Below are 24,202 nucleotides of genomic sequence, written 5' to 3'. Positions count from 1 at the left end.
GACCTAGTGCCAGATATCGTTCTTTATCTTGTCCTTCAGCTCGGGGAAGTCCTTGAGCTTGAAGGTAGGTACGAGGCCTTCCTTGCGCTGCGCCAGATAATCCTTGGTCAGTTTCGCTACGGTGCCCGATAGCAGCACTATGGCGATCAGGTTTACCGTAGCCATCAGGCCCATGGACGCATCCGCAGCGTTGAATACGGTGGATACTGCCTGCATCGAGCCCCAGACAACCATGCCCAGCGCAGCCACGCGCAAAATGGTAAAACCTGTTCGATTGCCCATGCCCAGGAACGTCATCGCGTTTTCCGCATAGGAATAGTTGGCAACGATCGAGGTAAAGGCAAAGAACAGGATGGCGATAGCGATAAAGTAAGTGCCGGCAACGCCAATATGCGAGGCCATTGCCTGCTGGGTCAACTGTGTACCTGTGACGCCGGAGCCTGGTTCCAGCACACCCGATAGCAGAATCATTACTGCTGTGGCAGTGCAGATCACAATGGTGTCGATAAATACACCTAGCGCCTGAACCAGGCCCTGGGAGGAGGGGTGATGGGGCGCCGGCGTAGCAGTGGCTGCCACGTTTGGTGCCGAACCCATACCGGCTTCGTTGGAAAACAGACCGCGTTTGATGCCGTTCAGCATGGCGGCGGTAACCGAGCCTGCGACACCACCTGCGGCTTCTTCCAGCCCAAATGCGCTTCTGACGATAGTGGCCAGAACACCAGGAACGTCAGTAATGTTTATGGCCATTACTACCAGAGCCATCAATACGTAGGCACCGGCCATGAATGGCACGATTATTTCAGCGAACCGGGCAATCGAGCGCAATCCTCCGAAAATCACCAGGGCCGCACCGGCAGCCAGGGCGATACCGACCCACATCTTGGAAAAACCGAAGGCACCTTCCATGGCATCAGCGATGGAATTTGCCTGAACCGCGTTGAATACCAGGCCGAAGGAGATAATCAGACATACGGAAAATACGCCGCCGGCCCAGGGGGCATTCAGTCCCTTGGAAATATAGAAAGCAGGTCCGCCTCGGTATTGACCCTCACCATCACGGATCTTGTATAGCTGGGCCAGGGTGCTTTCCGAATAAGCGGTTGCCATACCCACGAGTGCGACCATCCACATCCAAAAAATGGCTCCCGCCCCACCCAGATACAAGGCGACTGCCACGCCGGCCAGGTTGCCCGTGCCTACCCGGGAAGCGAGGCTGGTTGCCAACGCCTGGAAGGGTGAGATTCCGTTCTCGTCGCTCTGGCGGGATCCCTTGATTGCACGGATCATCTCACCAAAATTGACGAACTGCAGAAAGCCCAGCCGGACAGTGAAGAACACGCCCACAGCCAATAGCCCGTAGATGAGGATGTAACCCCAGAAAAGGTTGTTGAGAAAGTCAATTATCGTTGTCATGGCTCTTCCTGAGTGGATAGATTCGCAAGGAGTACTTTTTAACCCTAGTCTTCGACAGACAATCCGCCAGCCTTGTGGCTCATTTCTTCGATATGCGCCATATACGCCGTGGTAAATGGCTGTATACGACCTGTCTTTTGACAAACTGTCAGCCTACTATCGTACCCATACATGAGAACGTGGCTAAAGCCCCGCCTGCACCAGGAGTCGATATGAGCCTTACACCCGCCAACCTGCAGATTCGTCCACGCCGCATGGATTTCAGCCTGCCGGATCCATTACCCCGCCATTGGCATGGAAATGATCCATTCAAGACCCATTTTTTCAATGCGATGTCGGTCCTGTTTCCAGACGGTGAGCGCTACTTCATCGATTCGGTACGCCAGTTCCGCAACCAGATCACCGATCCGGCGCTGCTCGAGCAGATTCGTGGATTTATTGGTCAGGAAGGCCACCACAGTCGCGAACATATCGACTACAACAACCGTCTGCGTGCACTGGGCTATGATGTCGACCGCCTGGAGTTGCCGGTGAAACGGCGCATACGGTTCGTGCAGAAACAGTTTTCACCTGATCGTCAGTTGGCCGGCACTGTCGCGATGGAGCATTTTACGGCGATTCTGGCCAATGCGCTGCTCAGTGAGCCGGAGTGGATAGACCAGGCCAGCCCCGAAATGCAGCGACTCTGGCGCTGGCATGCGTTGGAAGAAACCGAGCATAAAGCAGTCGCTTTTGACGTTTATATGCAGGTATCCGGTGACCGTAAAATTCTGCGCAAGGCAATGCGTCAGGCGACCTTTTTCTTTCTCAAGGATGTGACCAAAGGTACGCTGCATATGCTCAGGAAAGACGGAAAACTGACTCCATCAACATGGTGGAAGGGGCTGGTCTGGTTGTGGGGGCCCAAAGGGTTTTTCACTCGCCTGATTCCCGCCTACCGCGATTTCTTTCGTGAGGATTTCCATCCCTGGCAGCATGATAACGCCCAGCTGATGGACAGGGTCGCAAGAGAGTTCGAGCCCCTCCCGGCCTGAGCGCTAGACTCGCCTCCTAACAGTGCACCCTATCGCAAACAACCCAGACGATGGTCTATGATGGACCATCTTCTGTTGCGAAGGATGCGTCATGACTGTTCAGCTGTTTGTTCCCGGGGAAACCCGACTGCACGAGAAACGTGTGGCACTGGTGCCAGTGGTCGCAGAAAAACTCACCAAGCTCGGCATCGAGATCAGTTTGCAACCAGGGGCCGGCGAAGCAGCCAGGATACCGGACGCGGCTTATGAGAAGGCGGGGGTGAGGGTCGCCGAGCCACCCGCTGGTGTTGATCTGGTGTTTCGCGTGCAGCCACCCTCGATAGAAGAAATCGAGCAGATGAAGCCCGGCACAGTGCTGTGCTGCTTCGTTTATGCGCACCGCGAGGCGCCCATCGTCCAGGCCCTGCGTGATCACAGGATTACCTGTTTTGCCATGGAGCTCGTGCCGCGCATTACCCGTGCGCAGGCCATGGACGCCTTGTCTTCTCAAGCTGCTCTGGCAGGTTACTACGCCGCATTGCTAGCAGCGACCAATCTCAATCGTATTCTGCCAATGATGACGACGGCGGTGGGCTCACTGCGCCCGGCGCGGATTCTGGTCATGGGCGCTGGTGTGGCCGGGCTGCAAGCTCTGGCCACCGCCAAGCGGTTAGGCGCGATCGTTGAGGGTTACGACGTGCGCCCGGAAGTGAAAGAGCAGGTGGAATCGGTGGGTGGCAAGTTTGTGGATACCGGGGTGTCAGCCAGCGGTACCGGCGGTTATGCCCGCGAACTTACGTCGGAAGAGCAGGCCAAGGTGGATGAGGTGCTTACGCGCCACATTCAGACTGCGGACGCTGTGATCACTACGGCATCTATACCCGGCAGACCCAGTCCGAAAATCATCAGTGAATCCCAGATTCGCGGTATGAAGCCCGGCTCGGTCATTATTGATCTGGCAGCCGAAGGAGGCGGTAACACGCCGCTCACGGAACCGGGCGACACGGTGGAGATCGGACCGGTCACCATCGTTGCACCCCTGAATATTCCCAGTCACCTTGCCGAACACGCCTCTGAACTCTACTCGCGCAATCTGCTTGCTCTGATCGGTCTGATGGTCAAGGACGGAGAGTTGAACATTGACTGGGAAGATGAAGTTCTCACCGGTGCCGTGTTGACTCACGATGGCGAAATCAAGAATGAAGCTGCCAGAAAAGCAGTCGAAACCACTACGGGGGCATAACCATGGATGCTACAACCACCATTACCGGGTTTGTTGCCCTGTATATCTTCATGCTCGCGGCCTTCACAGGTTACGAGATCATTGGCCGGGTGCCGGCAATTCTGCATACGCCGCTGATGTCCGGCTCCAACTTTATCCACGGCATTGTCGTGGTCGGTGCAATGTGGGCGCTGCTGAATGCATCAACGCCGCTGGAGCAGGTGATCGGGTTTTTCGGTGTGCTGTTGGGCGCCGGCAACGCTGCTGGTGGCTACGTGGTGACCGAGCGGATGCTGCAGATGTTCAAGAGCAGCGACAAGCGCGCTGACAAAACCACATCGACGGACAAGGAATAGGTCATGGATACCACGCTGATTATTGAAGCGGCCTATTTCGTTGCGGCCCTGCTGTTTATCTATGGTCTCAAGCGTATGGCCAGCCCGGTGACCGCACGCTCCGGCATCCTGGTCGCGGGCTGGGGCATGGTGCTTGCTGTAGCTGTCGCGTTTTTATACGGCCTGGACGTTAACGAGAAGGCCCAGCCCCATGTCTGGGTAAACCTCACGTTAGTGGTTATCGCCCTGGGGATAGGTGTGGGCTGGGCCTGGTACAGTGGCAAGAAAGTAGCCATGACCGACATGCCGCAGATGGTGGCCCTTTACAACGGTATGGGCGGCGGCGCGGCGGCCGCGATCGCGGCAATTGAGTTGTTCTCAGGCAATGCCCAGTCCCACGGGATAGTGGTAACCATTCTTGCCGTACTCGGTGGTCTGATTGGTGCCGTGGCGCTGTCAGGTTCATTGATTGCCTGGGCCAAACTGGACGGGCGAATCAACAAGACGGTACGCCTGCCAGGCCAGCAGGCTATCAATGCCGCTCTGTTTTTCCTCGCACTGGCAACTGGCGCTGCAATTACCACCGCAGGGCTGGCTGGTGAAGTCTCGATAACGCTGGTAGCCGTGTTCTTCGTTATCTCGCTGGTGCTGGGCGTGATGCTGACCAATCCCATTGGCGGCGCGGACATGCCTGTGGTGATTTCCCTTTACAACGCCTTTACCGGTCTGGCCGTAGCGTTCGAAGGTTTCGTGTTGCAGAATCCGGCAATGATCATTGCCGGTACGGTGGTCGGGTCGGCTGGTACCTTGCTCACCCTGATGATGGCCAAGGCGATGAACCGCCCGGTATCCAATGTGATCTTCAGCCAGTTTGGTGAAACCGACGACGGTGGTGATAGCGAAATAGAAGGTAGCATGAAGGCGGCAGAGGCATCCGATGCGGCCATCGCAATGTACTACGCCAACAAGGTCATCATCGTTCCGGGTTATGGCCTGGCAGTGGCCCAGGCGCAGCACAAGCTCTATGAGTTTGTGAAGTTGCTGCAGAAACAGGGCGTTGACGTGCGTTTTGCCATTCACCCGGTTGCCGGACGCATGCCTGGTCATATGAACGTGCTGCTGGCTGAAGCGGGTGTGCCCTACGACATCATCTTCGATCTGGAAGACATCAATGAAGATTTCGCCCAGGCTGATGTGGCAATCGTATTGGGCGCCAACGATGTGGTGAACCCTGCAGCCCGGACCAAGAAATCCAGCCCTATCTACGGCATGCCGATTCTCAACGTGGATATGGCGCAGACGGCGTATGTGGTCAAGCGTGGCCAGGGCAAGGGGTACTCGGGTGTAGAGAACGAGCTTTTCTACGCCGACAACACCTCGATGGTCTACGGTGATGCTCAGAAGGTGATGGCGCAGATGATCGAGGCGGTGAAGTCGCTGGGGTGACCGGCAAGCTGCTAGCCGCAAGCTTCAAGCTTCAAGCTAGAAGCAAATAAAAAACCCGGCATTTGCCGGGTTTTTTTGTTGCTGGTGCTGGTTTCTGACGCCTTACTTGCAGCTTGCAGCTTCTAGCTGGGAGCGCAGCGACTATTTGGCGTTATAACCGAAGATCGATTTGACCTCGAGGAAGTCCTCGAAACCATAATGGCCCCATTCGCGGCCAATCCCCGACTCCTTGTAACCACCAAAGGGTGCCTTGTTATCCAGCGGCGCGCCGTTGAGGTGCACCATGCCGGTACGGATGCGGCGGGCAACATTGCGCGCACGGTCCAGGTTGCCGGAGGACACGTAGCCGGACAGTCCGTAAACGGTGTCGTTGGCGATGCGAACGGCGTCTTCTTCATCTTCATAGCCAATGATGGAGAGCACTGGCCCGAAGATTTCTTCACGGGCTATATGCATATCATTGGTTACGTGGCTGAATACGGTGGGTTTGACATAAAAGCCGGTTTCCAGGCCCTCTGGACGGTCCGGTCCGCCAGTAACCAGCCTGGCGCCTTCTTCCATACCGTCCTTGATCAGTCCCTGGATCTTTTTCCACTGATTTTCCGAAGCGACAGGACCAATAACAGTATCACTTGCGTTCGGGTCGCCAGCCTTGACCTTGGCAGCTACCGCCTTTGCAATAGCGGCAACTTCATCCATGCGGCTGTTAGGTACCAGCAGGCGCGTGGGGGCGTTACAGGACTGCCCTGTGTTGTTCATGCAGGACATGACCGCGTGGCCAACCATCTTTTCAAAGTCAACATCATCCAGCAGGATGTTGGCAGACTTTCCACCCAGTTCCAGTGCCACACGCTTAATGGTGTCGGCGCCGGATTTCATGACCATGCGGCCGGCTGCAGTAGAGCCAGTGAAGGACATCATGTCGATGCCAGGATGAGAAGACATGGCGGCGCCCACGGTGGGGCCATCGCCATTGACGAGGTTGAAGACGCCTGGTGGTACACCGGCTTCTTCAAGAATCTCAGCCAGAATCAGGGCGGACAAAGGAGCCACTTCCGAGGGCTTGAGCACCATGGTGCAACCGGTGGCCAGGGCAGGTGCGACCTTGCAGGTCATCTGGTTCATGGGCCAGTTCCAGGGAGTGATCAGACCGCAGACACCAATCGGCTCCTTGACGACCAGCGTGGTGCCCATTTCTTCCTCGAACTTGAACTCCTTCAGCGCGTCCAGTGCTGCCGAGAAGTGGCCGATACCAGAGGGCGCCTGGGCAGTCTTGGATAGTTTGGCCGGCGCACCCATCTCGATGGAAATGGCTTCGGCTACATCGGGAAGACGCTTCATGAAAACTTCCATGACGCGTTCCAGCAGCGCAATACGCTCCTCACGGGTGGTCTGGGAAAAGGTGGCAAATGCATTTCTGGCAGCTTCAACAGCCAGGTCAACGTCTTCCTTGTTGCCCAGGGCAATGTTGGCTGCGACCTGTTCGGTAGCCGGGTTGATCACGTCGATGGTGTTCTCGCCCTTGGGTTGTACCCATTGGCCGTTGATGAAGAATTCGTGGTAATGACTCATTGATGGACTCCTTTTCATGTAATTCGAATATCCCTGTGACGATAGCATTGTCAGGCTGGATCTATCAGCCTCTTTATGTGCAATCTGCTTACCAATGATGACGGGACATCGGTTGGCCTGATGTGGTCATGGCAGTGTCAGCGATTCCATTGCTGCTGTCGGGATGTATGAGCAGATGTCAGCGCCTTCTGAATGCGGGTAAATACCCTTATAATGCGGGCCTTAGGTCAGGGGTAATACTTGACTAAAACGCTTGGCTATTGCATAGTGTCTGCACGTCCAACCGGCTCGGGATCGCTAATGCGTCTGACAACGAAAGGCCGCTATGCGGTAACTGCCATGCTGGATCTTGCCCTCCACGAAGATCAGGGGCCGATCACGCTGGCAGACATTTCACAGCGTCAGGGTGTCTCCATTTCATACCTCGAACAGCTGTTTGCCAAGCTGCGCCGGTGCAAGTTGGTGGAAAGCGTGCGTGGCCCAGGCGGCGGCTACCGGCTAGCTGGCGGCCCTGCCGCCATTAGCGTGGCGCAGATTGTGGAAGCTGTTAACGATTCGATGGACGCCACCCGTTGCCTGGGGCGCGGCGATTGCCAGCAGGGCGAAGTCTGTTTGACGCATCATTTATGGTCGGACCTGAGTGATCGATTACACGATTTTCTAAGCGACATCAGTCTGGCAGACCTGGTCTCACGTGAAGACATTCAACGGGTCCGCATACGCCAGGACACAAATGGATGCGCCAGTACCTCCGCAGCAAAAGCAACAACGTTGGAACGTATTATCTGAAACGGTCACCAGAACCGTCCGATTCATGCAGTGCAGGCCCAGCGTCGGTCCGTACTGCTGCCTGATATAAGCAGCAACAGATGGTCTTCATCATCCGTTGCCTGACTGAGGTGATACCGTGACTGAGCAAGTCGAAAGCCTTATTAAGAGTGATTATGCAGCTGGATTTCACTCCAGCATCGAATCCGATACTCTGCCTCCCGGCCTGGATGAGAGCACCGTACGCTTCATCTCCGAGAAGAAAGGTGAGCCCGAGTGGTTGCTGGAGTGGCGCCTCAAGGCGTTCCGCGCCTGGCAGGAGATGGATGAGCCTACATGGGCCCACGTGCATTATCCGGAAATCGATTTCCAGTCGGTGTCCTATTTTTCTTCGCCCAAGAGTATGGCTGATAAACCCAAGAGTCTGGACGAGGTCGATCCCGAGCTGATCCGTACTTATGAAAAGCTGGGTATCCCACTCCACGAGCAGGAAATGCTTGCTGGCGTTGCGGTCGATGCGGTTTTCGACTCGGTATCCGTGGTCACTACCTTTCGTGCGAAGCTGGAGGAGGCGGGTGTCATCTTCTGCCCCATCAGCGAGGCGGTGCATCGGTGTCCTGAGCTGGTGAAGAAATATCTGGGCAGTGTGGTCCCCCAGAAGGACAACTACTACGCTGCGCTCAACTCCGCGGTCTTCTCCGATGGCTCCTTCGTCTATATCCCCAAGGGCGTGCGTTGCCCCATGGAGCTGTCGACCTATTTCCGCATCAACGAAATGAACACCGGGCAGTTTGAGCGCACGCTGATCATTGCCGAGGAAGGCTCCCATGTGAGCTACCTGGAAGGCTGTACGGCGCCTATGCGCGATGAAAATCAGTTGCACGCTGCGGTAGTTGAGCTGGTTGCTCTGGACAACGCGACCATCAAGTATTCGACGGTGCAAAACTGGTACCCGGGTAATGCCGAGGGTAAGGGTGGGATCTACAACTTCGTCACCAAGCGAGGCATCTGCCACACCAATGCGAAGATCTCCTGGACACAGGTTGAAACCGGCTCGGCGGTGACCTGGAAGTACCCCAGTTGCATTCTCAAGGGGGATAACAGTGTTGGTGAGTTCTACTCTGTCGCGTTGACCAACAACTTTCAGCAGGCCGATACCGGAACCAAGATGATCCACCTGGGCAAAAACACCAAGTCCACGATTATCGCCAAGGGTATTTCCGCGGGCCAGAGCAACAGCTCCTATCGTGGCCTGGTGCGCTTTAATCCGGGCGCCGACGGCGCGCGTAACTTCACCCAGTGCGACTCCTTGCTGATTGGTGACCGCTGTGGCGCGCATACCTTCCCGTACATAGAAAGCCGCAACCCTACCGCTGTGGTCGAGCATGAGGCTACTACCTCCAAGGTCAGCGATGATCAGATGTTCCTTTGTCAGCAGCGCGGTCTGGATGCCGAGAAAGCAATCTCGATGATCGTCAATGGCTTCTGTCGTGAGGTGTTCAAGGAGTTGCCGATGGAGTTTGCGGTCGAGGCAGGTAAATTGCTCGAAGTCAGTCTGGAAGGGTCGGTGGGTTAAACCCGACTTCCAGTCTACTTTGGTTGTATAAAATTCACACAGTTATTGGGCACCAAAAATGCTATCAGTCAAAGGGTTACACGCTAAAGTTGAGCAAATAGATATCCTCAAGGGCCTGGATATCGAGATCAAGCCGGGCGAAGTCCATGCGATCATGGGACCCAACGGATCGGGTAAAAGTACCCTCGGTAATGTGTTGGCCGGGCGCCCGGGCTATGAAGCGACTGCCGGTTCAATTACCTATAAAGGGCATGATCTGCTCGAAATGGATACCGAAGAGCGTGCTCGCGAGGGCCTCTTTCTGGCATTCCAGTATCCGGTTGAAATTCCCGGCGTCAGCAACATGGAGTTCCTCAAGGTTTCCCTGGATGCACGACGCAAGCACGCGGGGCTGCCAGAACTCTCGGCGATGGATTTCATGAAGCTGGCCCGTGAAACCAGCAAGCGGGTGGACCTGCCTGCTAGCTTTCTCAAGCGTGGCGTTAATGAAGGCTTCTCCGGCGGTGAAAAGAAGCGCAACGAGCTGATGCAGATGATGCTGCTCGAGCCAGACCTGTGCATTCTCGACGAGACCGATTCAGGCCTGGATATTGATGCTCTGCAACTGGTTGCCGACGGCGTAAACAGCCTGCGCGACGGTAAACGCAGCTTTATTGTGGTGACCCACTACCAGCGTCTGCTGGATTACATCGTCCCTGACCATGTCCACGTGCTTGCCGGTGGTCGCATCGTCAAATCCGGCGACAAGAGTTTGGCACTTGAGCTGGAAGCCAAGGGTTATGCCTGGCTTGAAGAAGAGGTGGCCTGATTCCCATGACGGATTTCCAGAACAGGGCGATTGAGCTCGCAGCCCAACAGCAAAGCCCCGATTGGCTGACCAGTCTGCGCCGCAAGGGTGCGGACAACTGGACCGCCGCAGCCTGGCCCACGCGCAAGACCGAGAGTTGGAAGTACACACCTCTGGCGCCACTGCAAAGCGCGTCCGCAGGCACCTGGGGTTCTTCAGAGGGTGTGGAGTGGAAGGAGGATATTGAACCGATCGAGGATTTCGATGCGACCCGGCTGGTCTTCGTCAATGGGCAGTTTGTCCCGGCCGAATCGAGCCCATTGCCTGCTTCTGTCGTGCGTTTTGCCGATGCTGATGCGGACCAGCGCGCGCTGGTACAAGAGCACCTGGGCTCCGTAGTGGACTCCAGTCGGCACCTGTTTGCAGCATTGAGTAACGCCTGGACCGCAGACGGTCTACTTATTCACGTTGCCAAAGGCGAAAAGCTCGCCAAGCCGGTTTATATAATCAACGTGTCTACTCCAGGCGCCGAGCCTGTAATCAGCAACCAGCGGGTACTGCTGGTTCTGGAAGAGAACAGCCAGGCCGAGTTGATCGAGCATTATGTCTCCAGCGAGACGCAGCAGAATGGCTTCGTCAACTGCCTGACAGAGGTTGTGGTAGGCAATAACGCGCAAATTCAACATTACCGCATCAATCTGGAGCAGGAAGACCTGCTGCACGTGGGCGGAGTGCACGTGGATCTGCATCGCTCTGCGCGGTTCTATGGCTTTACCATCGCTCAGGGCAGCCGCTTGAAGCGTATCGATTACCAGGTCAACCACCGCGGCGAAGGTGCACATCTGGAACTGCACGGTGTGTATCTGCCGCGTAACAATCAGTTGATCGACTATCACACCAACGTTGAGCACTGTGTGCCCCATTGCACTACCAACGAAGTTTTCCGCGGTATTGTTGGTGACTCATCCAAGGCGGTTTTCAACGGGCGTATTCATATCCACCCGCACGCGCAGAAGACCCTGGCTGAGCTGAGCAACAAGAATCTGCTCACCTCGCACAAAGCCGAGATCAACACCAAGCCTGAGCTTGAGATCTACGCGGACGACGTGCGTTGCGCCCATGGCGCGACCATAAGCCAGCTCAACGAGACGTCCCTGTTCTATCTACAGAGCCGCGGCGTATCACATGCAGAGGCCATGAGCATGCTCAGCTTCGGTTTTATCAACGAGCTGCTCAACGAGGTGCCGGAGCCTGCGATCCAGCAATATCTCCGCCCGCGTCTGGCCGAGCTGTTTGGTCGCAAGAGCGGCAAGATTGGACAATTGGCCCATGACTGATTTGGCGCTGAAGACGGGTACTGCGTTCGATGCCGAGCGGGTGCGCCTGGACTTTCCGATCCTGAACCAGGAGGTAAACGGGCATCCGCTGGTTTATCTGGACAACGCCGCTACCACGCAGAAGCCCAAGGCGGTTATTCAGGCGATTGTCGATTATTACCAGCAGGACAACAGCAACGTTCATCGCGGTGCCCACGCCCTGGCCGAACGCGCTACGGAGAAGTTCGAAGCGGCCCGCAACAAGGTGGCGCGTTTCATCAACTCCCCTGATGCCTGTCAGGTTATCTGGACCCGGGGCACCACGGAGAGCATTAATCTGGTAGCCGCCAGCTGGGGCAGGGCTAATCTGCAGAAGGGCGATCGGATTCTGGTGTCAGCGATGGAGCACCATTCCAATATTGTGCCCTGGCAGATGGTCGCGGCCGAAGTTGGCGCGACAGTTGAAGCTATCCCGGTGGATGGTACTGGTACCATCGACATGCAGGCTTTCGAGCAGATGCTCGATGAGCGTGTGCGCATGGTTGCCTGCGGCCACGTATCCAACGCCTTTGGCAGCATCAATCCGGTTGCGGACATCGTAAAGCTGGCCCACGACCATGGTGCGCTATGTCTGGTCGATGGCGCCCAGGCGATCAGTCACTGGGCGGTTGATGTGCAGGCGCTGGATTGTGACTTTTATGTCTTTTCGGCCCATAAGCTCTTCGGCCCCACTGGCCTTGGTGTGCTTTATGGACGCAGGGAATTGCTTGAAAGTATGAGCCCCTACCAGGGTGGCGGGGAAATGATCGAGTCGGTCAGTTTTGATGGCACGACCTACAACCAGCTGCCATACAAGTTCGAGGCTGGCACACCGGATATCGCCAGTGTCATCGGCATGGGCGCGGCAGTGGATTATGTTGAAGCGCTGGATCGTGAAGGCGCTGCTGCACATGAAGACGCGCTGCTTGCCTACGCACAAAAACGTGCACTGGATACGCCCGGTATGAAACTGGTTGGCACGGCCAGGAACAAGGTTGCGGTGATGAGCTTTCTGCTGGAGGGTGCCCACCCGCACGATGTTGGCATGCTGCTCGACCAGCAGGGTGTTGCGGTGCGCACAGGAAATCACTGCGCGCAACCTATCATGGACCAGTTCGGTATCCCGGGCACTATTCGCGCCAGTTTCAGTATTTACAATACCTTTGCCGATGTTGATCGTTTGTTCGAGGCATTGGCCAAGGTCAGACAGTTCCTATAGGAGTCATGCATGAGCGTTGAATCCTTTGATCCGGGCAGCCAGGTGGTAACAGTCACGCCCGCTGCACTGGAGCATTTCCGCCACCAGCTGGCGACTCAGCCCGGACGATCAGTCCGCCTGAGTGTGAAGAAGAGCGGTTGTACCGGTTTCATGTACGTGATCGATATGGTCGAGGAGGGCGCCGAGAGCGACCTGCATTACCGTCTTGATGATCAGATCGAACTCTTCGTAGACAGTGAGAGCCTACCGGTTCTCAGCGGCACGCAAATTGATCTGGTCAAGGAAGGCATCAACAAACAGATTCGTTTCGTCAATCCCAACGTCGTCGACCAGTGCGGTTGCGGTGAAAGTTTCAGCGTGAATTAAGGCAGACGTTCAGATGGAAAGACGTATGGTGGTTGCGCAGGCAGATTGTCCCGCGCGCCGGGTTCCGGATGGCACACCGCTGACCATTCCCAAGGACACCTTTGTTACCATAACCCAGGCACTGGGTGGCAATTACACGGTGACCTATAACGGCCAGATGGTCCGAGTTGACGGCACCGATGCGGCCAGGCTTGGCCTTGAGCCCGAGTTGCTCAGTTTCCCCGAGCCAACTGACGACCAGATTCATGAAGATCAGGTATGGGAAGCGCTACGCACGGTATATGACCCGGAGATCCCTGTGGATCTGGTAAATCTGGGGCTCATCTATGCTGTCTCAGTCGACCAGGAACATCGGCGTGTGGACATTCGCATGACCTTGACTGCGCCCGCCTGTGGCATGGGACCGGTTCTGGTCGGTGATGTGGAATACCGGGTGCGCCGTGTGCCGAATGTGGAGGCCGTTAAAGTGGATCTGGTTTTCGATCCGGCATGGTCCCGTGAAATGATGAGCGAAGAAGCCCAGCTTGCCACCGGCATGTTTTTTTGAGGAATTGCAGCACATGAGTCAGTTTGGCACCGAAGTCACCAGCGACGATATTATCGATACGCTGTCATTCTTCGACACATGGGAAGAGCGTTACAAGTACATAATCGACCTTGGTCGCGAGCTTCCAGCGCTGGAAGACGCTCAGCGTTCTGACGACCATATTGTGCGTGGTTGCCAGAGTCAGGTGTGGCTGGTCGGTCATGAACGGGACGGTCGCCTGTATTTTGATGCCGATAGCGATGCTTTTATCGTCAAGGGTTTGTTGGCTGTGGTATTGGCTGCCTATAACGGCAAAACCCCACAGGAAATCCTGGCCTTCGATATCGAGCAGTATTTTGCCGAATTGAATCTGCTCAAGCACCTGAGCATGACCCGTGGCAATGGCCTGAAAGCCATGGTCAAGCGCATTCAACAGAGTGCCGAAGCCAGCCTCTGACGAGAGTTCAGCGTCGGTGTCGCGCATGCACTTAAAAGCGAAACCGGACTGAGTCTATACGCAGATAATGTACCGTAACGAGTCATTTTCCTAAGGGATACATCTGCCTCTTGTTTGAGACTGTATCTGGATGTAATGTTCGCACTGCGAAACAATCCTGATCACGGTCGGGTTGAACAATAAAAACAGGCAGTACCTCAATGCACAATATCTGGATGCGTCTGAAGGACGATTTTCAGTTATCCATCATCACCCTGGTAGGGTTTTGCTCCCTGATCGGCATAACCCCCTATACCGTTTTCCGCTTGCTTGAAGGTAATCTGGTTGTCGGCTTGGTTGATGCGTTTCTGGTGTGCAGTACCATGCTCGCGGTGCTGTACGCCTGGCGAACCGGTAACACGCTGCGGCCAGGTCAGTTTTTGGCTGTGGTCTATTCGATTGGCACCTTCCTGGTTGCGATGAAGCTGGGCGTTAACGGGCTATTCTGGTTTTACACTCTTATTCTGTTCAACTTTTTTGTTGTGCCGCCGCTGCAGAGTGCCTTGGCGACCTTCAGCTCGCTGCTGGCCATCTGCATTTATGGCTATCTGAATCCCGGCGTGGTGTTTGAAAGTCATTATCAGATGACCTCGTTCTTTGTGACCTGTCTCATCGCCAGTTTTTTCGCCTCGGTTTTTGCCTACCGTGGCCGGCGTCAGCGTGTGCAACTGGTCGAGCTGGCCACACTGGATCCGCTGACTCGTGTGGGCAATCGCAGGGCGATGGATTCGGAACTGGAAATCGCCCTTGCCGAGCACCGACGGTACGGAACCCGCTACGGTATGCTGGTGTTGGATCTTGATCTGTTCAAGGAGGTCAACGACAGTCATGGGCACAAAGCCGGGGATCGTGTACTGATCGACTTTGCCCGCATCATCAAACAATCCTGTCGGCAATCTGACAGGTTGTTCCGCATGGGCGGTGAGGAGTTCGTTCTATTGCTTCCCAAGCTCTCCCGCGAGGGGCTGGAGAAAACCGCCGGACACATCCGCATGAGTGTTGCCGAACATCTCAAGGGGCCTGGTGGGCCCGTCACAGTCTCAATCGGCGGCTGTGTACTGGACCAACATGCCAGCGTTGATGCATGGATGCATGAAGCTGACTTGTGTCTGTACGAGGCAAAGGACGAAGGGCGTGACCGGTTCGTTATCAGCCCCGGGAATGGCTCTGAAAAGAAAGGAGAGCCGATGACCCAGACTGAAAACGAACTGAGTCTGTAATTCGCTCAGGGGTAGTTGCTGAACCTTGTCTGAGTGCCGTCCGCTTCAATTGCGATTACGTCGTAATTGTCTACTCTATCGCCTACTTCCATTCCGGGTGAGCCCACCGGCATACCTGGTACGGCAAGCCCCAGCAAGCCGGGCTGACGCTGCATGCGTAGGATGTCGGCGGCTGGGACATGGCCTTCCACAAAGCGTCCGTCAATAACTGCGGTGTGGCAGGAGCCCAGCTCCCGAGGCACACCTTGTTGTTGCTTGATCCGGCCCATATCACCTTCCAGGTGATCGTTCACTGCGAAACCGTTTTCCTCCAAATGGTCAATCCATGCTGAACAGCATCCGCAGTTAGGGTCTCGGTAGACGTCGATGGCGACAGGGTCGGCAGCGTATAACCAGCTTGCACTCAACATGCTGCCAGCGAGTATTGATGTCAGAGCTATGAGTTTCATGGGGCTCTCCTGTGATTTTTCCCAGAGTACGGTTTCCAAATGACTCTGGCAATCTTTGGGCGCAGGGGCTCGCCGGGGTTGAGCAAGATCTGTGTTGCCCGCAGTTACTGGTTCCCCTTGGGCCCGCCGGAATGGCCGGGCAATATCAGCCAGGCGATCAGGCCCGCGACCAGTGCCCAGAATGCAGCTCCGATCGAGAAAAGCGTAAAACCTGATGCGCTGATCAGAAACACGATTAGGGCGGCCTCTCGCTCCCCCGGCTGCTCCATTGCTTTTGCAAGCCCGTTGGCTATTGATCCCAGCAATGCCAGGGCCGCAATACTGATAACCAGTACGGGCGGGAGCGCCATGAACAAAGCTGTCAAATTGCCCGCGAACAGGGCTACGACAGCAAAGAAAACCCCGCACCAAAGTGCCGCCGTATAACGCCGGGCAGGATTGGAGTGTGATTGCTTGCCGGTGCATATAGCGGCGCTGATTGCCGCCAGGTTCAGTCCGTGTGACCCGAAAGGCGCCAGCAAAATCGTAGCGATTCCTGTCAGTGACAATATAGGTGCCGGATCGGGCTCGTATCCGTCAGTTTTGAGTATTGCCAGTCCCGGCAGGTTTTGCGACGTCATGGCCACGATATATAACGGTAAGCTGATACTGATGACGGTGCCCAGTGACCAGCTGGGTGTTGTCCATACTGGCGCGGTCAATGCCCAGGTGACCTCGGGCATATCCAGCATGCCCGCAAGCCATGCCACTAGGGTCCCGGTTATCAGTGCAATCAGTACCGCATAACGTGCCAGCCAACGTTTACCCAACAAATAACTGGCAAGCATCAAGACGATCAGAGCGGTGTGTTCGCTGGTACCATCAAACATCTGGCTGGCGATACGAAACAGAATGCCGGCCAACAAGGCGGCCGCCAGTGAAGTGGGAAGCCAGCGCATCAGGCGCGCTACGGTGCCGCTGATCCCGCTGACAAGAAGCATTAACCCACATACCATGAATGCACCTATCGCCTCACCGTAAGTCACACCCGGAAGGCTGGTTATCAGGAGCGCCGCGCCGGGGGTGGACCAGACAACGACCAGGGGCATCCGGTAACGCAGAGATAGCGCCAGGGTGCATATCGCCATGCCGATGGAGAGAGCCCAGATCCATGAAGCGATCTGCTCCGGGGTCAGACCGGCTGCCTGTCCCGCCTGGATCATCAACACGACAGAGGAGCTGTAGCCGGTCAGCATAGCGATAAACCCGGCCGTCAGGGTGGACAGGCTCGAGTCGCGCGTTACGCCATTGAGGATTGAAGGAAAGAAATTGATAGAACGCATGACGGGCCTGTGCCGGACCAGCTTGGATATGGTCCGCAATCATAGCCGCATCCACAGACCTGGCTGAGCTACAGCCAGGCCGTCAGATAGCGCAACAGTTACCGGGTTTCCTGTGCAAGGGGCGCGTCAGTCGTGCAGAGAGAAGCGATAGTCGTGACGCTCAAGGGGCGGGTCACCCGCACCAGCTTCATAGGTATCGACTACCACCTGGCCGTCAGCGTACAGCGACACAATGCGAAACATCGGAATGTGCCGCGTTTCATCCGGAATTTTGGTCCTTTCCAGTCCAGGTATGTGCAAATACTGCACGTGACCGATCTTTTTCGAGTGATCGACGCGGTCCATGTCCATATGCAGATCACCGGAAATCAGCACCGCCAGATTTTCCATACCAAGAACACTGTCAAAACTACCGTTGGTGATGCCCTTGTCCGCATTTTCCGGATAGGCGCCGGCCTGGGCGCCGTGGACGATCAGAAAAACCGGCTTGGGATACAGATGTTCAATCTGTTCAGCCATCCATTGCACACCGCTGTTATCAAAGTCACGGCCGTGATCCGGTGAGGCAAATACCAGGGCAACCTGTTCCCGCTCGACGACATAGCGGTCGTTACCTATGTGAGCTTTGCCGGCGTTCCAGCGATTGGCATATTGAAGGAAGCGGGCAACGCTGGAATGGTGCTCCTCGTTTCCCATGATGGGATAGAAGGGCAGGCTAAGTCGCTCGAGCTCCAGGCTGGCGTTGTCGTACTGAATCAAGGTGCCCTTGTGAGCGATATCACCAACGCCAATGACGAAATCCATGGGCTGTTCTGCAGCCAGACTATTGACGTGATCGACGGCGCTGGCCAGCCCGGGGAATTCAGCCAGGGGTTTGGGCTCGGCGTCACCCAACACAGCAAAGCGCAGTACGGGTTTTGAGTCATCTGTCGGACTGGCTTGTAGTGTGCTTGGGCCAACTAGAATCAAGGCCAGGATTAAAGCTAGAAATTTAGTAAAAATACTCATATAACTCCATGAATCTATTAGTATTAGTATCAAGTGGATGATCAGGCTCCGATCACGCCACCATCATCTCGGCTGATCAGAACCGTGGTACTGCGCGGGCGGGTTTGTCCATCGCTGGCGGGATAACTGATGCCCGGATGCTGTACGTTGATCCACATGCTTCGGTAATCCGGCGTCCAGGTAATACCGGTGATTTCTGCACCCGATGGGCCAACCAGAAAGCGCCTTACCTCGCGGCTGACAGGATCAGCGCACAGTAGCTGATTGCACCCGGTTCTTGCGGTGTGGGATGCCTGGTCATCCGAGTCGGTCTGAATCCAGAGACGACCGTCAGCGTCGAAGGCCAGACCGTCAGGGGATGAAAAAATATCGCCTTTGATATTGCCGGTCAGATGCTCAGCGACGGGCTGGCCAGAGTCATCCAGCGTGCCGGGTTGATCCCCGGCAAGCAGAAAGAGCTCCCAGGTGAAAGTCGTGGCAGTAGGGTCTGCGTCGCTTTCGTTCCAGCGGAGGATTTGGCCGTGCAGGTTATCGGGACGCGGGTTAGCCGCATCCACCCGGAAGCAGGATCCGCGTTCACTGTTGTTGGTCAGCGTCACATAGACTTCACGGGTTTGTGGATGAACGGCCACCCATTCCGGTCGATCCATCGGGGTGGCCTGCAGAAAATCAGCGGCGCCGCGGGCGTTGAGCAATACCCCTTGCTGGTCGACAAACCCATTCTCGGCAGTCAATCCATTTTCACCCCAGACCAGGGGTAACCATTGGCCTGACCCATCTGCATTGAACCGCGCAACATAGAGAATCCCGGCGTCGAGCAAGCGCCTGTTGGCGGCGGGCTGAGCCGCGTCGAATCGTCCCTCGGGCACAAACTTGTAGACGTATTCACCGCGGCTGTCGTCGCCGGAGTAGCAGGCCATGCGTCCATCGCCGCCAAGTGACAGCACCGAACACTCGCGCCCGAGGCGCCCCATAGCCGTGCGTTTTACCGGGGTTGCGGTTGGATCGAAGGGGTCGATTTCTACCACCCAGCCAAAGCGGTTGGGTTCATTGCAGTGCCCCAGATGAGGCTGCTCGGCATAGGGCGTGGCGTCAAATCGTGGATCTACCGATTCCCAGGCGTAATAGCGGCTGTTCTGTTGATTGCCGATACCGTAGCGTCGATGCTCGTCACGCTGCTGATAGTCAACACCATCACGATTGACGAAGTAGTTATGAAAATTCTCTTCGCATGCCAGATAGGTGCCCCAGGGCGTAACGCCCATTGAGCAGTTGTTCAGTGTGCCCAACACCTGCACACCAGCAGGATCACTGGCCGTCTTCATGCGGTTATCACCGCGTAACGGTCCGGCCAGGTCAATCGGGGACATGGCTGTCACTCTTCGGTTGTAACGGGATTTACTCACCCGCTGCCAGATACCGTGCTGGTCCCTGCGTACCTCGATGATGCTCAACCCGTGGGCCGCCTGCTCCTTGCGTACCTGATCCATGGGACGCTGTTTGCGCCCGGTATCGTCTTCGAAAAACGTCATCCCCCCGGTGTGCAGAGTCGGGTTGATGTATTCATGGTTGATAACCAGCAGACCATGATCATTGTGCGCATCGGCGAAGGGAAAGAAGTGCATGCCATCGTGGTTGTCGCCCGCCTGTTGCATTTGCGCCTGCCAATCGTCAGAGGCATCCGGCCGCCAGGTCGGGGCTTCCTCCAACACTGCATCGCCCCAGCTGAAGAAAGCTCTGGCGGAGTAACCCGGAGGCACGATGACCTGATCGAATGCGGCGGACGTTTGCGCGGCTACTCCCTTGAATCCCAGTAACGACGTTCCCATGGCCAGCGCTTCGGTACCCCAGAGCAATCTGCCGCCCAGAAAGCCAAAGGCTGCCAGGCCCAGGCTACCTTTCAGCAGATTACGGCGACTCTGGTTGACCAGGCTGTTCAGCGTGGGAGCCTTGCTCGGGTTGATGCTTTGATCGTCTGCTGCTTCGAGATCGGCATGGTAATGCTGGTGGTCCTGTCGCATGGTCATTGCTCCAAACGAAAACGGAAGGTATTGCGTACGCCGGGCACCGCTACAGCAACACCGTTTACAACCCGGGGCTGGTAACGAAAGCTCTTTGCGGAGGTAAGTGATGGTCGGGCAAACACCATGTCATCACAGCCGCCTTCGACCACCACCGGGTCCTTCACCTTGCCCTGTGCAGTCACGGTGTATTCCACGGTGCAGTCACCTTCCTTATGCCGATCCAGTGCCCGTTTCGGGTAGGCGGGAGGTTTCTTGCTGATCGGCTGATACTGGCTCAGGGTGTCTGCTGCCGCTTTGCTTTTTGCCGCCGCCAGGCGTTGCTGTTCAGCTCTGTCTAAAGCCTCATGGTGCGCTTGTTCGGCAGCCAGTTGCTCGAGCCGCTGCTGTTCACGTCTTTGCTCCTCCTTGAGGCGTTGTCGCTCGGCGATTCGGGCCTGCTCCCGGCGCTGTTGCTCGGCCAGTTTGGCTTCCTCACGCCGCTTCTCTTCCTCGACTCTTTTTCGGGCAATGGCGGCATGATCGATTTGAGGCTTTACCGGATCGGGCACTTTCACCTCGGCGGGTGGGGATGGCGGAGGCGGGGGTGGCTCCGGAGCCGGTGGTTCCGGCAGCGTAATCGGGGGCGGTTCGGGAGCCGGTGCGGTGTTGATCGTCACCAGTTGCGTCCTGAGCACCCGTTCCGTGGCCACCGCGGGCGCCTCAGGCGACCAGTTGCCGAGCAGCAGGGCAAAGACGCTTCCATGCAGTGCCATGGTGGCGACCGCAGGCCATGCAAAATGGCCGAGCCTGCTCGGGGGCGAGGGGTGAGATGGCGACTGGGTAGTCGGTGGCAGCATGGCAGTCATTGTCTCAGGGGGCCTCCGTAATCAAACCAAGCTGAACAACGCCGCTCTGCTGCAGAGCGGCCATGCCGGCGACCACCAGACCGTAGCCGGCCTCGCTATCGGCGCGTATGAACACCTGTGTTTCGGGATTGGCCGCGACCAGCCCCGAGACCCGGGCGGACATGTCCTGCAGGCTGGTGGCGCTCTCGCTGTAATGCTCGGTATCAACCGTCTCGCCCTGGTTCCAATGGTAGGTGCCGTCAGCTTCAACGGAGAGGGTGACGATGGATTGAGTCTCATCGGTTGGCAGGGCCTCACTGGCGACCTTGGGCAGTTCGATCTGTATGCCCTGGGTCAGCATGGGCGCGGTGACCATAAAGATCACCAACAGCACGAGCATGACGTCGATATAGGGCACCACATTCATCTCGGCCTTCGGTTTGCGTTTGTGCCTGACTGGACGCATGGGTTACCTCTGGCCTGGCGTGTGCAAACGACGGTGGAGCAGGGTGGCCAGTTCGTCGGCTACCGTGTAATAGCTGGCGATCAGATCTTCACTGCTGGCGGCAAAGCGGTTGTAGGCGATCACCGCGGGTATCGCAGCAAACAGGCCAATGGCGGTGGCGATAAGCGCCTCGGCAATTCCGGGGGCTACGGCCGCGAGGGTCGCCTGCTGAACCTGGGACAAGCCGATGAAGGAGTTCATGATTCCCCATACCGTCCCGAACAGGCCGATGTAGGGGCTGACTGAACCGACGGTGGCGAGAAAGGGTAATTGTTTTTCCAGCCGTTTTTCCTCACGGGCAATTGCGGTCATCATTGCCCGTTGGGTCCCTTCCATAACCGCGGTTGACTCGGTGCCGGGATACTGACTGAGCTGCTGGTATTCACCGAAGCCGGAGCGAAATACCTGTTCGGCGGCATTACGGTTCTCGGTTGAATTGGAAAACAACTGATCGAGATTGCCTGCTGCCTTGAACTGATTCTCGAACTGACGCAGCGAGCGTCGGGCAGATGCCATGAGCGTGCTGCGTTGTACTATCACGAACCAGGACGCGACGGACGCCGCGACCAGAACCAGCATGACGATCTGTACCAGCACACTGGCTTCTTCTATCAATCCCCAAATGGACATAGTGTCTACCGTTGTAGGCATGGCTTTGTGTCTCCGTTAAGGGGCCGCCATTGGCAGCCCGTACACCTATTGAATGATGCTTGTGTGACGATCTGTGGACAGGTTCAGTCCAGACCCAGCGCCTTGGCGACGTCCTGCCAGGCCACATATTTGTAGTTCTGGTTGCCCTCTGGCATACGCTTGCGGCCGTCCTGCAGGACCAGCATGCCTTTGCCCCAAGCGCTGCCCAGATTGCTCGAGTTGATTTCCAGTCCGTCGGTTTCCGACACGCCATCAATTCCCCCTTCGGCGTTCAGACCGACCCGGAAGGCGCCGCGTACGGTGTAGGGCGCTTCGCCGTCGAGCACTACAAAGCTGTCGTTGCCCTGACTGGAAATCACCAGATAGGGATGCTCCGGATGCTGGTAGAACGCCAGACCCTCGATGTCGTCCTTTACCAGACCGCCAATCCCGACTACCTTTTGTAGCGTTGCAGGCGCATCGGCGCCGGCGTCCAGCACCCATACCGCCTCGTCTTCTTCACCGATAAACAGCTTCTGGCGTTGATCATCGGCAACGCAGCCCTCGGGCTGGGTCTGGGTGGCGAACTCGCGGACCAGCTCGCCTCGGACCTGCTGGACCTCTGCGCTCAACTGGTACTGCAGAAACCGGCCGCTCTTGCTATTGGCAATGGCGTAGATGAGGCCCTCTGGCGACTGGCTCAGGCACAGGCCGTAAATCTCGCTTAAAGGTGTTGGAATCTGGCCTATGTCTGTCAGTTCGCCGCTGGACTGGTCAATGGCAAACAGATGCAGACTGTTTCTGTCGCGATTACTCGCCACGGCCAGGTCAACCAAGCCCCCATTGAAGGTAAAGTTGCGACGCACATCGACGTTATTCAGCCGGCCAACCGCGAGAAACTGCAGCTCCTTGCCCTGCAGGTCATAAACAGCCAGACCCGCGCGCTTGTCGGTGCCCAGTACGCGACTGCGTTCCGGCTGGCTGGGATGGACCCATATGGCTGGATCGTCAGCCGCATCGCCGGCGCTGGGTATAGCGTCGGTATGTATCCGGGGTAGCAGAACCGGTAAGGGAGCAGCTAGTTCGGCTGGTTCGGGACGCCATTGCAGCTCTCCCGCAAACAGCGCCGTTTTGCCATCGTTGACCAGCAGCAGGTCAATGCCATTTTCGGTTGGCCGGCTGGTGACTCGTTCAGGTTCTTCAAGCTCGCTCAGGCTTATGGGCGGCAGTGCGGACCAGTCGTTGCCGGTCTGCTGGTAGCGGTGCATAAGAGCGGCTTCGGCATCCAGCACCAACAATCCTCCAGGCACGGCAGTCACACCCGCTGCGCTTGCGGCTATGGAGCCAAAGGGGGCGACCATGTCAATTGCTGCACGGCTCAGTTCTGCCTCGGGATGTGCCCCGTAGGCCCAGACACCAACGGTCTCTTCGTTGACGAAGAGCAGATGTTGCTGGTCATCTACTGCGCAGAACTCGCTTTGGGGTGGCATGCTCAAACGCCGGACCGGCAAAGCACTGTCGAGCAGGCGCTGGTCGCTCGCTATCAGCCACTGCTCTCCAATACCTTCCTCTCCGAGCAGAAAGAGAAACAGATTCTCTTGCTCGTCTCTGTACAGGCAAAGGTTTTCAACCTTGTACTGGGTAGCAGGGAGATACAGCGGCTGTCCGAAGCTTTGATCCTGGCTATTGAATCTGATCAGCATGGGCCTGGCGGTACGGCTGTTCACGCTGGCCAGAGTAAGACCGCCCGCGTGTGAACGCACATCCAGAGTGGCAAAACGGCCGGGCAGATGCGCTTGGACCTTGCCCTGGTCATTCATCAACCACAAACCCTTGTTATTGGCGGCGGCACGGTCCAGGTCGCCGTTGTCGGCATGTTCGGGTATTAAGGTCCAGCTTTCTGCGTTGCCAGCTGACTCGGGTTCCCACCCTGTGAGTGTCAACCGTGGTTGTTCTGTGGGCAGGGCGCTGGCGTTAGCAGTTGTGCCGGAGCCTTGATCTTCCTGCGTCTGACTTTCAGCAGGTGTGCATCCGCCAAGCAATGCTGCACTGGACACCAGCGCGGCGGCCAGTGTGAGTGTGAAGCGATTAATCATCATTTGTTCTCAAAAAAATCAGGATGT

23 protein-coding genes and 1 pseudogene are annotated in these 24,202 nt (G+C 56.7%); 14 read left to right on the top strand and 10 right to left on the bottom strand.

The features are described from left to right. Nucleotides 1-3: 3 nt before the first annotated feature. Nucleotides 4-1,416: an alanine/glycine:cation symporter family protein gene (locus IEV54_RS11440; protein ID WP_150276874.1), complete on the bottom strand. Its 1,413-nt coding sequence runs from the start codon at nucleotides 1,414-1,416 to the stop codon at nucleotides 4-6. A gap of 212 nt (nucleotides 1,417-1,628) precedes the next feature. Here IEV54_RS11440 and IEV54_RS11435 point away from each other — a divergent pair, with 212 nt between their 5' ends. The 5 genes and pseudogenes from IEV54_RS11435 (at nucleotide 1,629) to IEV54_RS11420 (ending at nucleotide 5,432) form a co-directional block, all read left to right on the top strand. Next, a complete protein-coding gene (locus tag IEV54_RS11435) occupies nucleotides 1,629-2,450 on the top strand; it encodes a metal-dependent hydrolase (RefSeq protein WP_150276875.1) in 822 nt (273 codons plus the stop codon). A gap of 91 nt (nucleotides 2,451-2,541) precedes the next feature. Beyond that, nucleotides 2,542-2,892, top strand: a pseudogene (locus tag IEV54_RS17520) (NAD(P)(+) transhydrogenase (Re/Si-specific) subunit alpha); the annotation flags it as partial. A gap of 27 nt (nucleotides 2,893-2,919) precedes the next feature. Continuing rightward, entirely contained in the window at nucleotides 2,920-3,672 is a 753-nt protein-coding gene (locus IEV54_RS11430) for a Rossmann-fold NAD(P)-binding domain-containing protein (RefSeq protein WP_373286448.1), read from the top strand. A 2-nt stretch (nucleotides 3,673-3,674) separates the two neighbouring features. Further along, entirely contained in the window at nucleotides 3,675-4,007 is a 333-nt protein-coding gene (locus tag IEV54_RS11425) for an NAD(P) transhydrogenase subunit alpha part 2 (protein WP_150276877.1), read from the top strand. A gap of 3 nt (nucleotides 4,008-4,010) precedes the next feature. Beyond that, on the top strand, nucleotides 4,011-5,432 hold the full coding sequence (locus tag IEV54_RS11420) for an NAD(P)(+) transhydrogenase (Re/Si-specific) subunit beta (protein WP_150276878.1): 1,422 nt from the start codon (nucleotides 4,011-4,013) through the stop codon (nucleotides 5,430-5,432). A 141-nt stretch (nucleotides 5,433-5,573) separates the two neighbouring features. Here IEV54_RS11420 and IEV54_RS11415 read toward each other — a convergent pair whose 3' ends face one another. After that, on the bottom strand, nucleotides 5,574-7,004 hold the full coding sequence (locus IEV54_RS11415; RefSeq protein ID WP_150276879.1) for an aldehyde dehydrogenase family protein: 1,431 nt from the start codon (nucleotides 7,002-7,004) through the stop codon (nucleotides 5,574-5,576). A 300-nt stretch (nucleotides 7,005-7,304) separates the two neighbouring features. On the opposite strand from IEV54_RS11415, the gene iscR reads away from it, so the two are divergent. The 9 genes from iscR (at nucleotide 7,305) to IEV54_RS11370 (ending at nucleotide 15,317) form a co-directional block, all read left to right on the top strand. Continuing rightward, on the top strand, nucleotides 7,305-7,793 hold the full coding sequence (gene iscR, locus IEV54_RS11410; protein WP_150276880.1) for a Fe-S cluster assembly transcriptional regulator IscR: 489 nt from the start codon (nucleotides 7,305-7,307) through the stop codon (nucleotides 7,791-7,793). Nucleotides 7,794-7,911: 118 nt separating this feature from the next. Continuing rightward, the gene (sufB, locus tag IEV54_RS11405; RefSeq protein ID WP_150276881.1) at nucleotides 7,912-9,348 is read left to right on the top strand and encodes a Fe-S cluster assembly protein SufB; all 1,437 of its coding nucleotides are present in this window, start codon (nucleotides 7,912-7,914) and stop codon (nucleotides 9,346-9,348) included. A gap of 58 nt (nucleotides 9,349-9,406) precedes the next feature. Then, nucleotides 9,407-10,156 (top strand): Fe-S cluster assembly ATPase SufC, encoded by a 750-nt coding sequence (gene sufC / locus IEV54_RS11400; RefSeq protein ID WP_150276882.1) that lies wholly within the window; start codon nucleotides 9,407-9,409, stop codon nucleotides 10,154-10,156. Between the two features lie 5 nt (nucleotides 10,157-10,161). Then, complete coding sequence (gene sufD, locus IEV54_RS11395; protein ID WP_188434437.1) at nucleotides 10,162-11,472, top strand: Fe-S cluster assembly protein SufD; 1,311 nt, start codon at nucleotides 10,162-10,164, stop codon at nucleotides 11,470-11,472. Further along, on the top strand, nucleotides 11,465-12,709 hold the full coding sequence (locus IEV54_RS11390; RefSeq protein ID WP_150276883.1) for an aminotransferase class V-fold PLP-dependent enzyme: 1,245 nt from the start codon (nucleotides 11,465-11,467) through the stop codon (nucleotides 12,707-12,709). Before sufD ends, IEV54_RS11390 begins: the two co-directional genes overlap by 8 nt. 9 nt (nucleotides 12,710-12,718) lie before the next feature. Further along, nucleotides 12,719-13,075 carry a HesB/IscA family protein gene (locus IEV54_RS11385; RefSeq protein ID WP_150276884.1) on the top strand — a complete coding sequence of 119 codons (357 nt, stop codon included), beginning with the start codon at nucleotides 12,719-12,721 and terminating at the stop codon, nucleotides 13,073-13,075. A 13-nt stretch (nucleotides 13,076-13,088) separates the two neighbouring features. Further along, nucleotides 13,089-13,622: a putative Fe-S cluster assembly protein SufT gene (gene sufT, locus IEV54_RS11380; RefSeq protein ID WP_223825384.1), complete on the top strand. Its 534-nt coding sequence runs from the start codon at nucleotides 13,089-13,091 to the stop codon at nucleotides 13,620-13,622. 13 nt (nucleotides 13,623-13,635) lie between these two features. Continuing rightward, the gene (locus tag IEV54_RS11375) at nucleotides 13,636-14,058 is read left to right on the top strand and encodes a SufE family protein (RefSeq protein WP_150276885.1); all 423 of its coding nucleotides are present in this window, start codon (nucleotides 13,636-13,638) and stop codon (nucleotides 14,056-14,058) included. Between the two features lie 200 nt (nucleotides 14,059-14,258). Next, on the top strand, nucleotides 14,259-15,317 hold the full coding sequence (locus IEV54_RS11370) for a GGDEF domain-containing protein (RefSeq protein WP_150276886.1): 1,059 nt from the start codon (nucleotides 14,259-14,261) through the stop codon (nucleotides 15,315-15,317). Between the two features lie 5 nt (nucleotides 15,318-15,322). On the opposite strand, the gene IEV54_RS11365 is transcribed toward IEV54_RS11370, so the two are convergent. The 8 genes from IEV54_RS11365 to IEV54_RS11330 form a co-directional block, all read right to left on the bottom strand. Next, nucleotides 15,323-15,766 (bottom strand): DUF411 domain-containing protein, encoded by a 444-nt coding sequence (locus IEV54_RS11365; RefSeq protein WP_150276887.1) that lies wholly within the window; start codon nucleotides 15,764-15,766, stop codon nucleotides 15,323-15,325. A 104-nt stretch (nucleotides 15,767-15,870) separates the two neighbouring features. Continuing rightward, nucleotides 15,871-17,088: a benzoate/H(+) symporter BenE family transporter gene (locus tag IEV54_RS11360; protein WP_150276888.1), complete on the bottom strand. Its 1,218-nt coding sequence runs from the start codon at nucleotides 17,086-17,088 to the stop codon at nucleotides 15,871-15,873. A 126-nt stretch (nucleotides 17,089-17,214) separates the two neighbouring features. Then, nucleotides 17,215-18,096 (bottom strand): metallophosphoesterase family protein, encoded by an 882-nt coding sequence (locus IEV54_RS11355; protein ID WP_150276889.1) that lies wholly within the window; start codon nucleotides 18,094-18,096, stop codon nucleotides 17,215-17,217. A 41-nt stretch (nucleotides 18,097-18,137) separates the two neighbouring features. Next, nucleotides 18,138-20,117: a PhoX family protein gene (locus IEV54_RS11350; RefSeq protein ID WP_150276890.1), complete on the bottom strand. Its 1,980-nt coding sequence runs from the start codon at nucleotides 20,115-20,117 to the stop codon at nucleotides 18,138-18,140. A 2-nt stretch (nucleotides 20,118-20,119) separates the two neighbouring features. Next, nucleotides 20,120-20,965 carry an energy transducer TonB gene (locus IEV54_RS11345; RefSeq protein WP_150276891.1) on the bottom strand — a complete coding sequence of 282 codons (846 nt, stop codon included), beginning with the start codon at nucleotides 20,963-20,965 and terminating at the stop codon, nucleotides 20,120-20,122. Nucleotides 20,966-20,969: 4 nt separating this feature from the next. Further along, nucleotides 20,970-21,410: a protein TolR gene (tolR, locus tag IEV54_RS11340; protein WP_150276892.1), complete on the bottom strand. Its 441-nt coding sequence runs from the start codon at nucleotides 21,408-21,410 to the stop codon at nucleotides 20,970-20,972. A gap of 3 nt (nucleotides 21,411-21,413) precedes the next feature. Further along, nucleotides 21,414-22,100 carry a protein TolQ gene (tolQ, locus tag IEV54_RS11335; protein ID WP_150276893.1) on the bottom strand — a complete coding sequence of 229 codons (687 nt, stop codon included), beginning with the start codon at nucleotides 22,098-22,100 and terminating at the stop codon, nucleotides 21,414-21,416. A gap of 83 nt (nucleotides 22,101-22,183) precedes the next feature. Continuing rightward, on the bottom strand, nucleotides 22,184-24,175 hold the full coding sequence (locus tag IEV54_RS11330; protein ID WP_444542567.1) for a phytase: 1,992 nt from the start codon (nucleotides 24,173-24,175) through the stop codon (nucleotides 22,184-22,186). Nucleotides 24,176-24,202: the final 27 nt, after the last annotated feature.

This window comes from Halopseudomonas salina, from assembly GCF_014637955.1.
Lineage (GTDB): Bacteria > Pseudomonadota > Gammaproteobacteria > Pseudomonadales > Pseudomonadaceae > Halopseudomonas > Halopseudomonas salina.
Note: the sequence above shows the minus strand (reverse complement) of the source record. Positions and strands in the feature narration are given on the sequence as shown.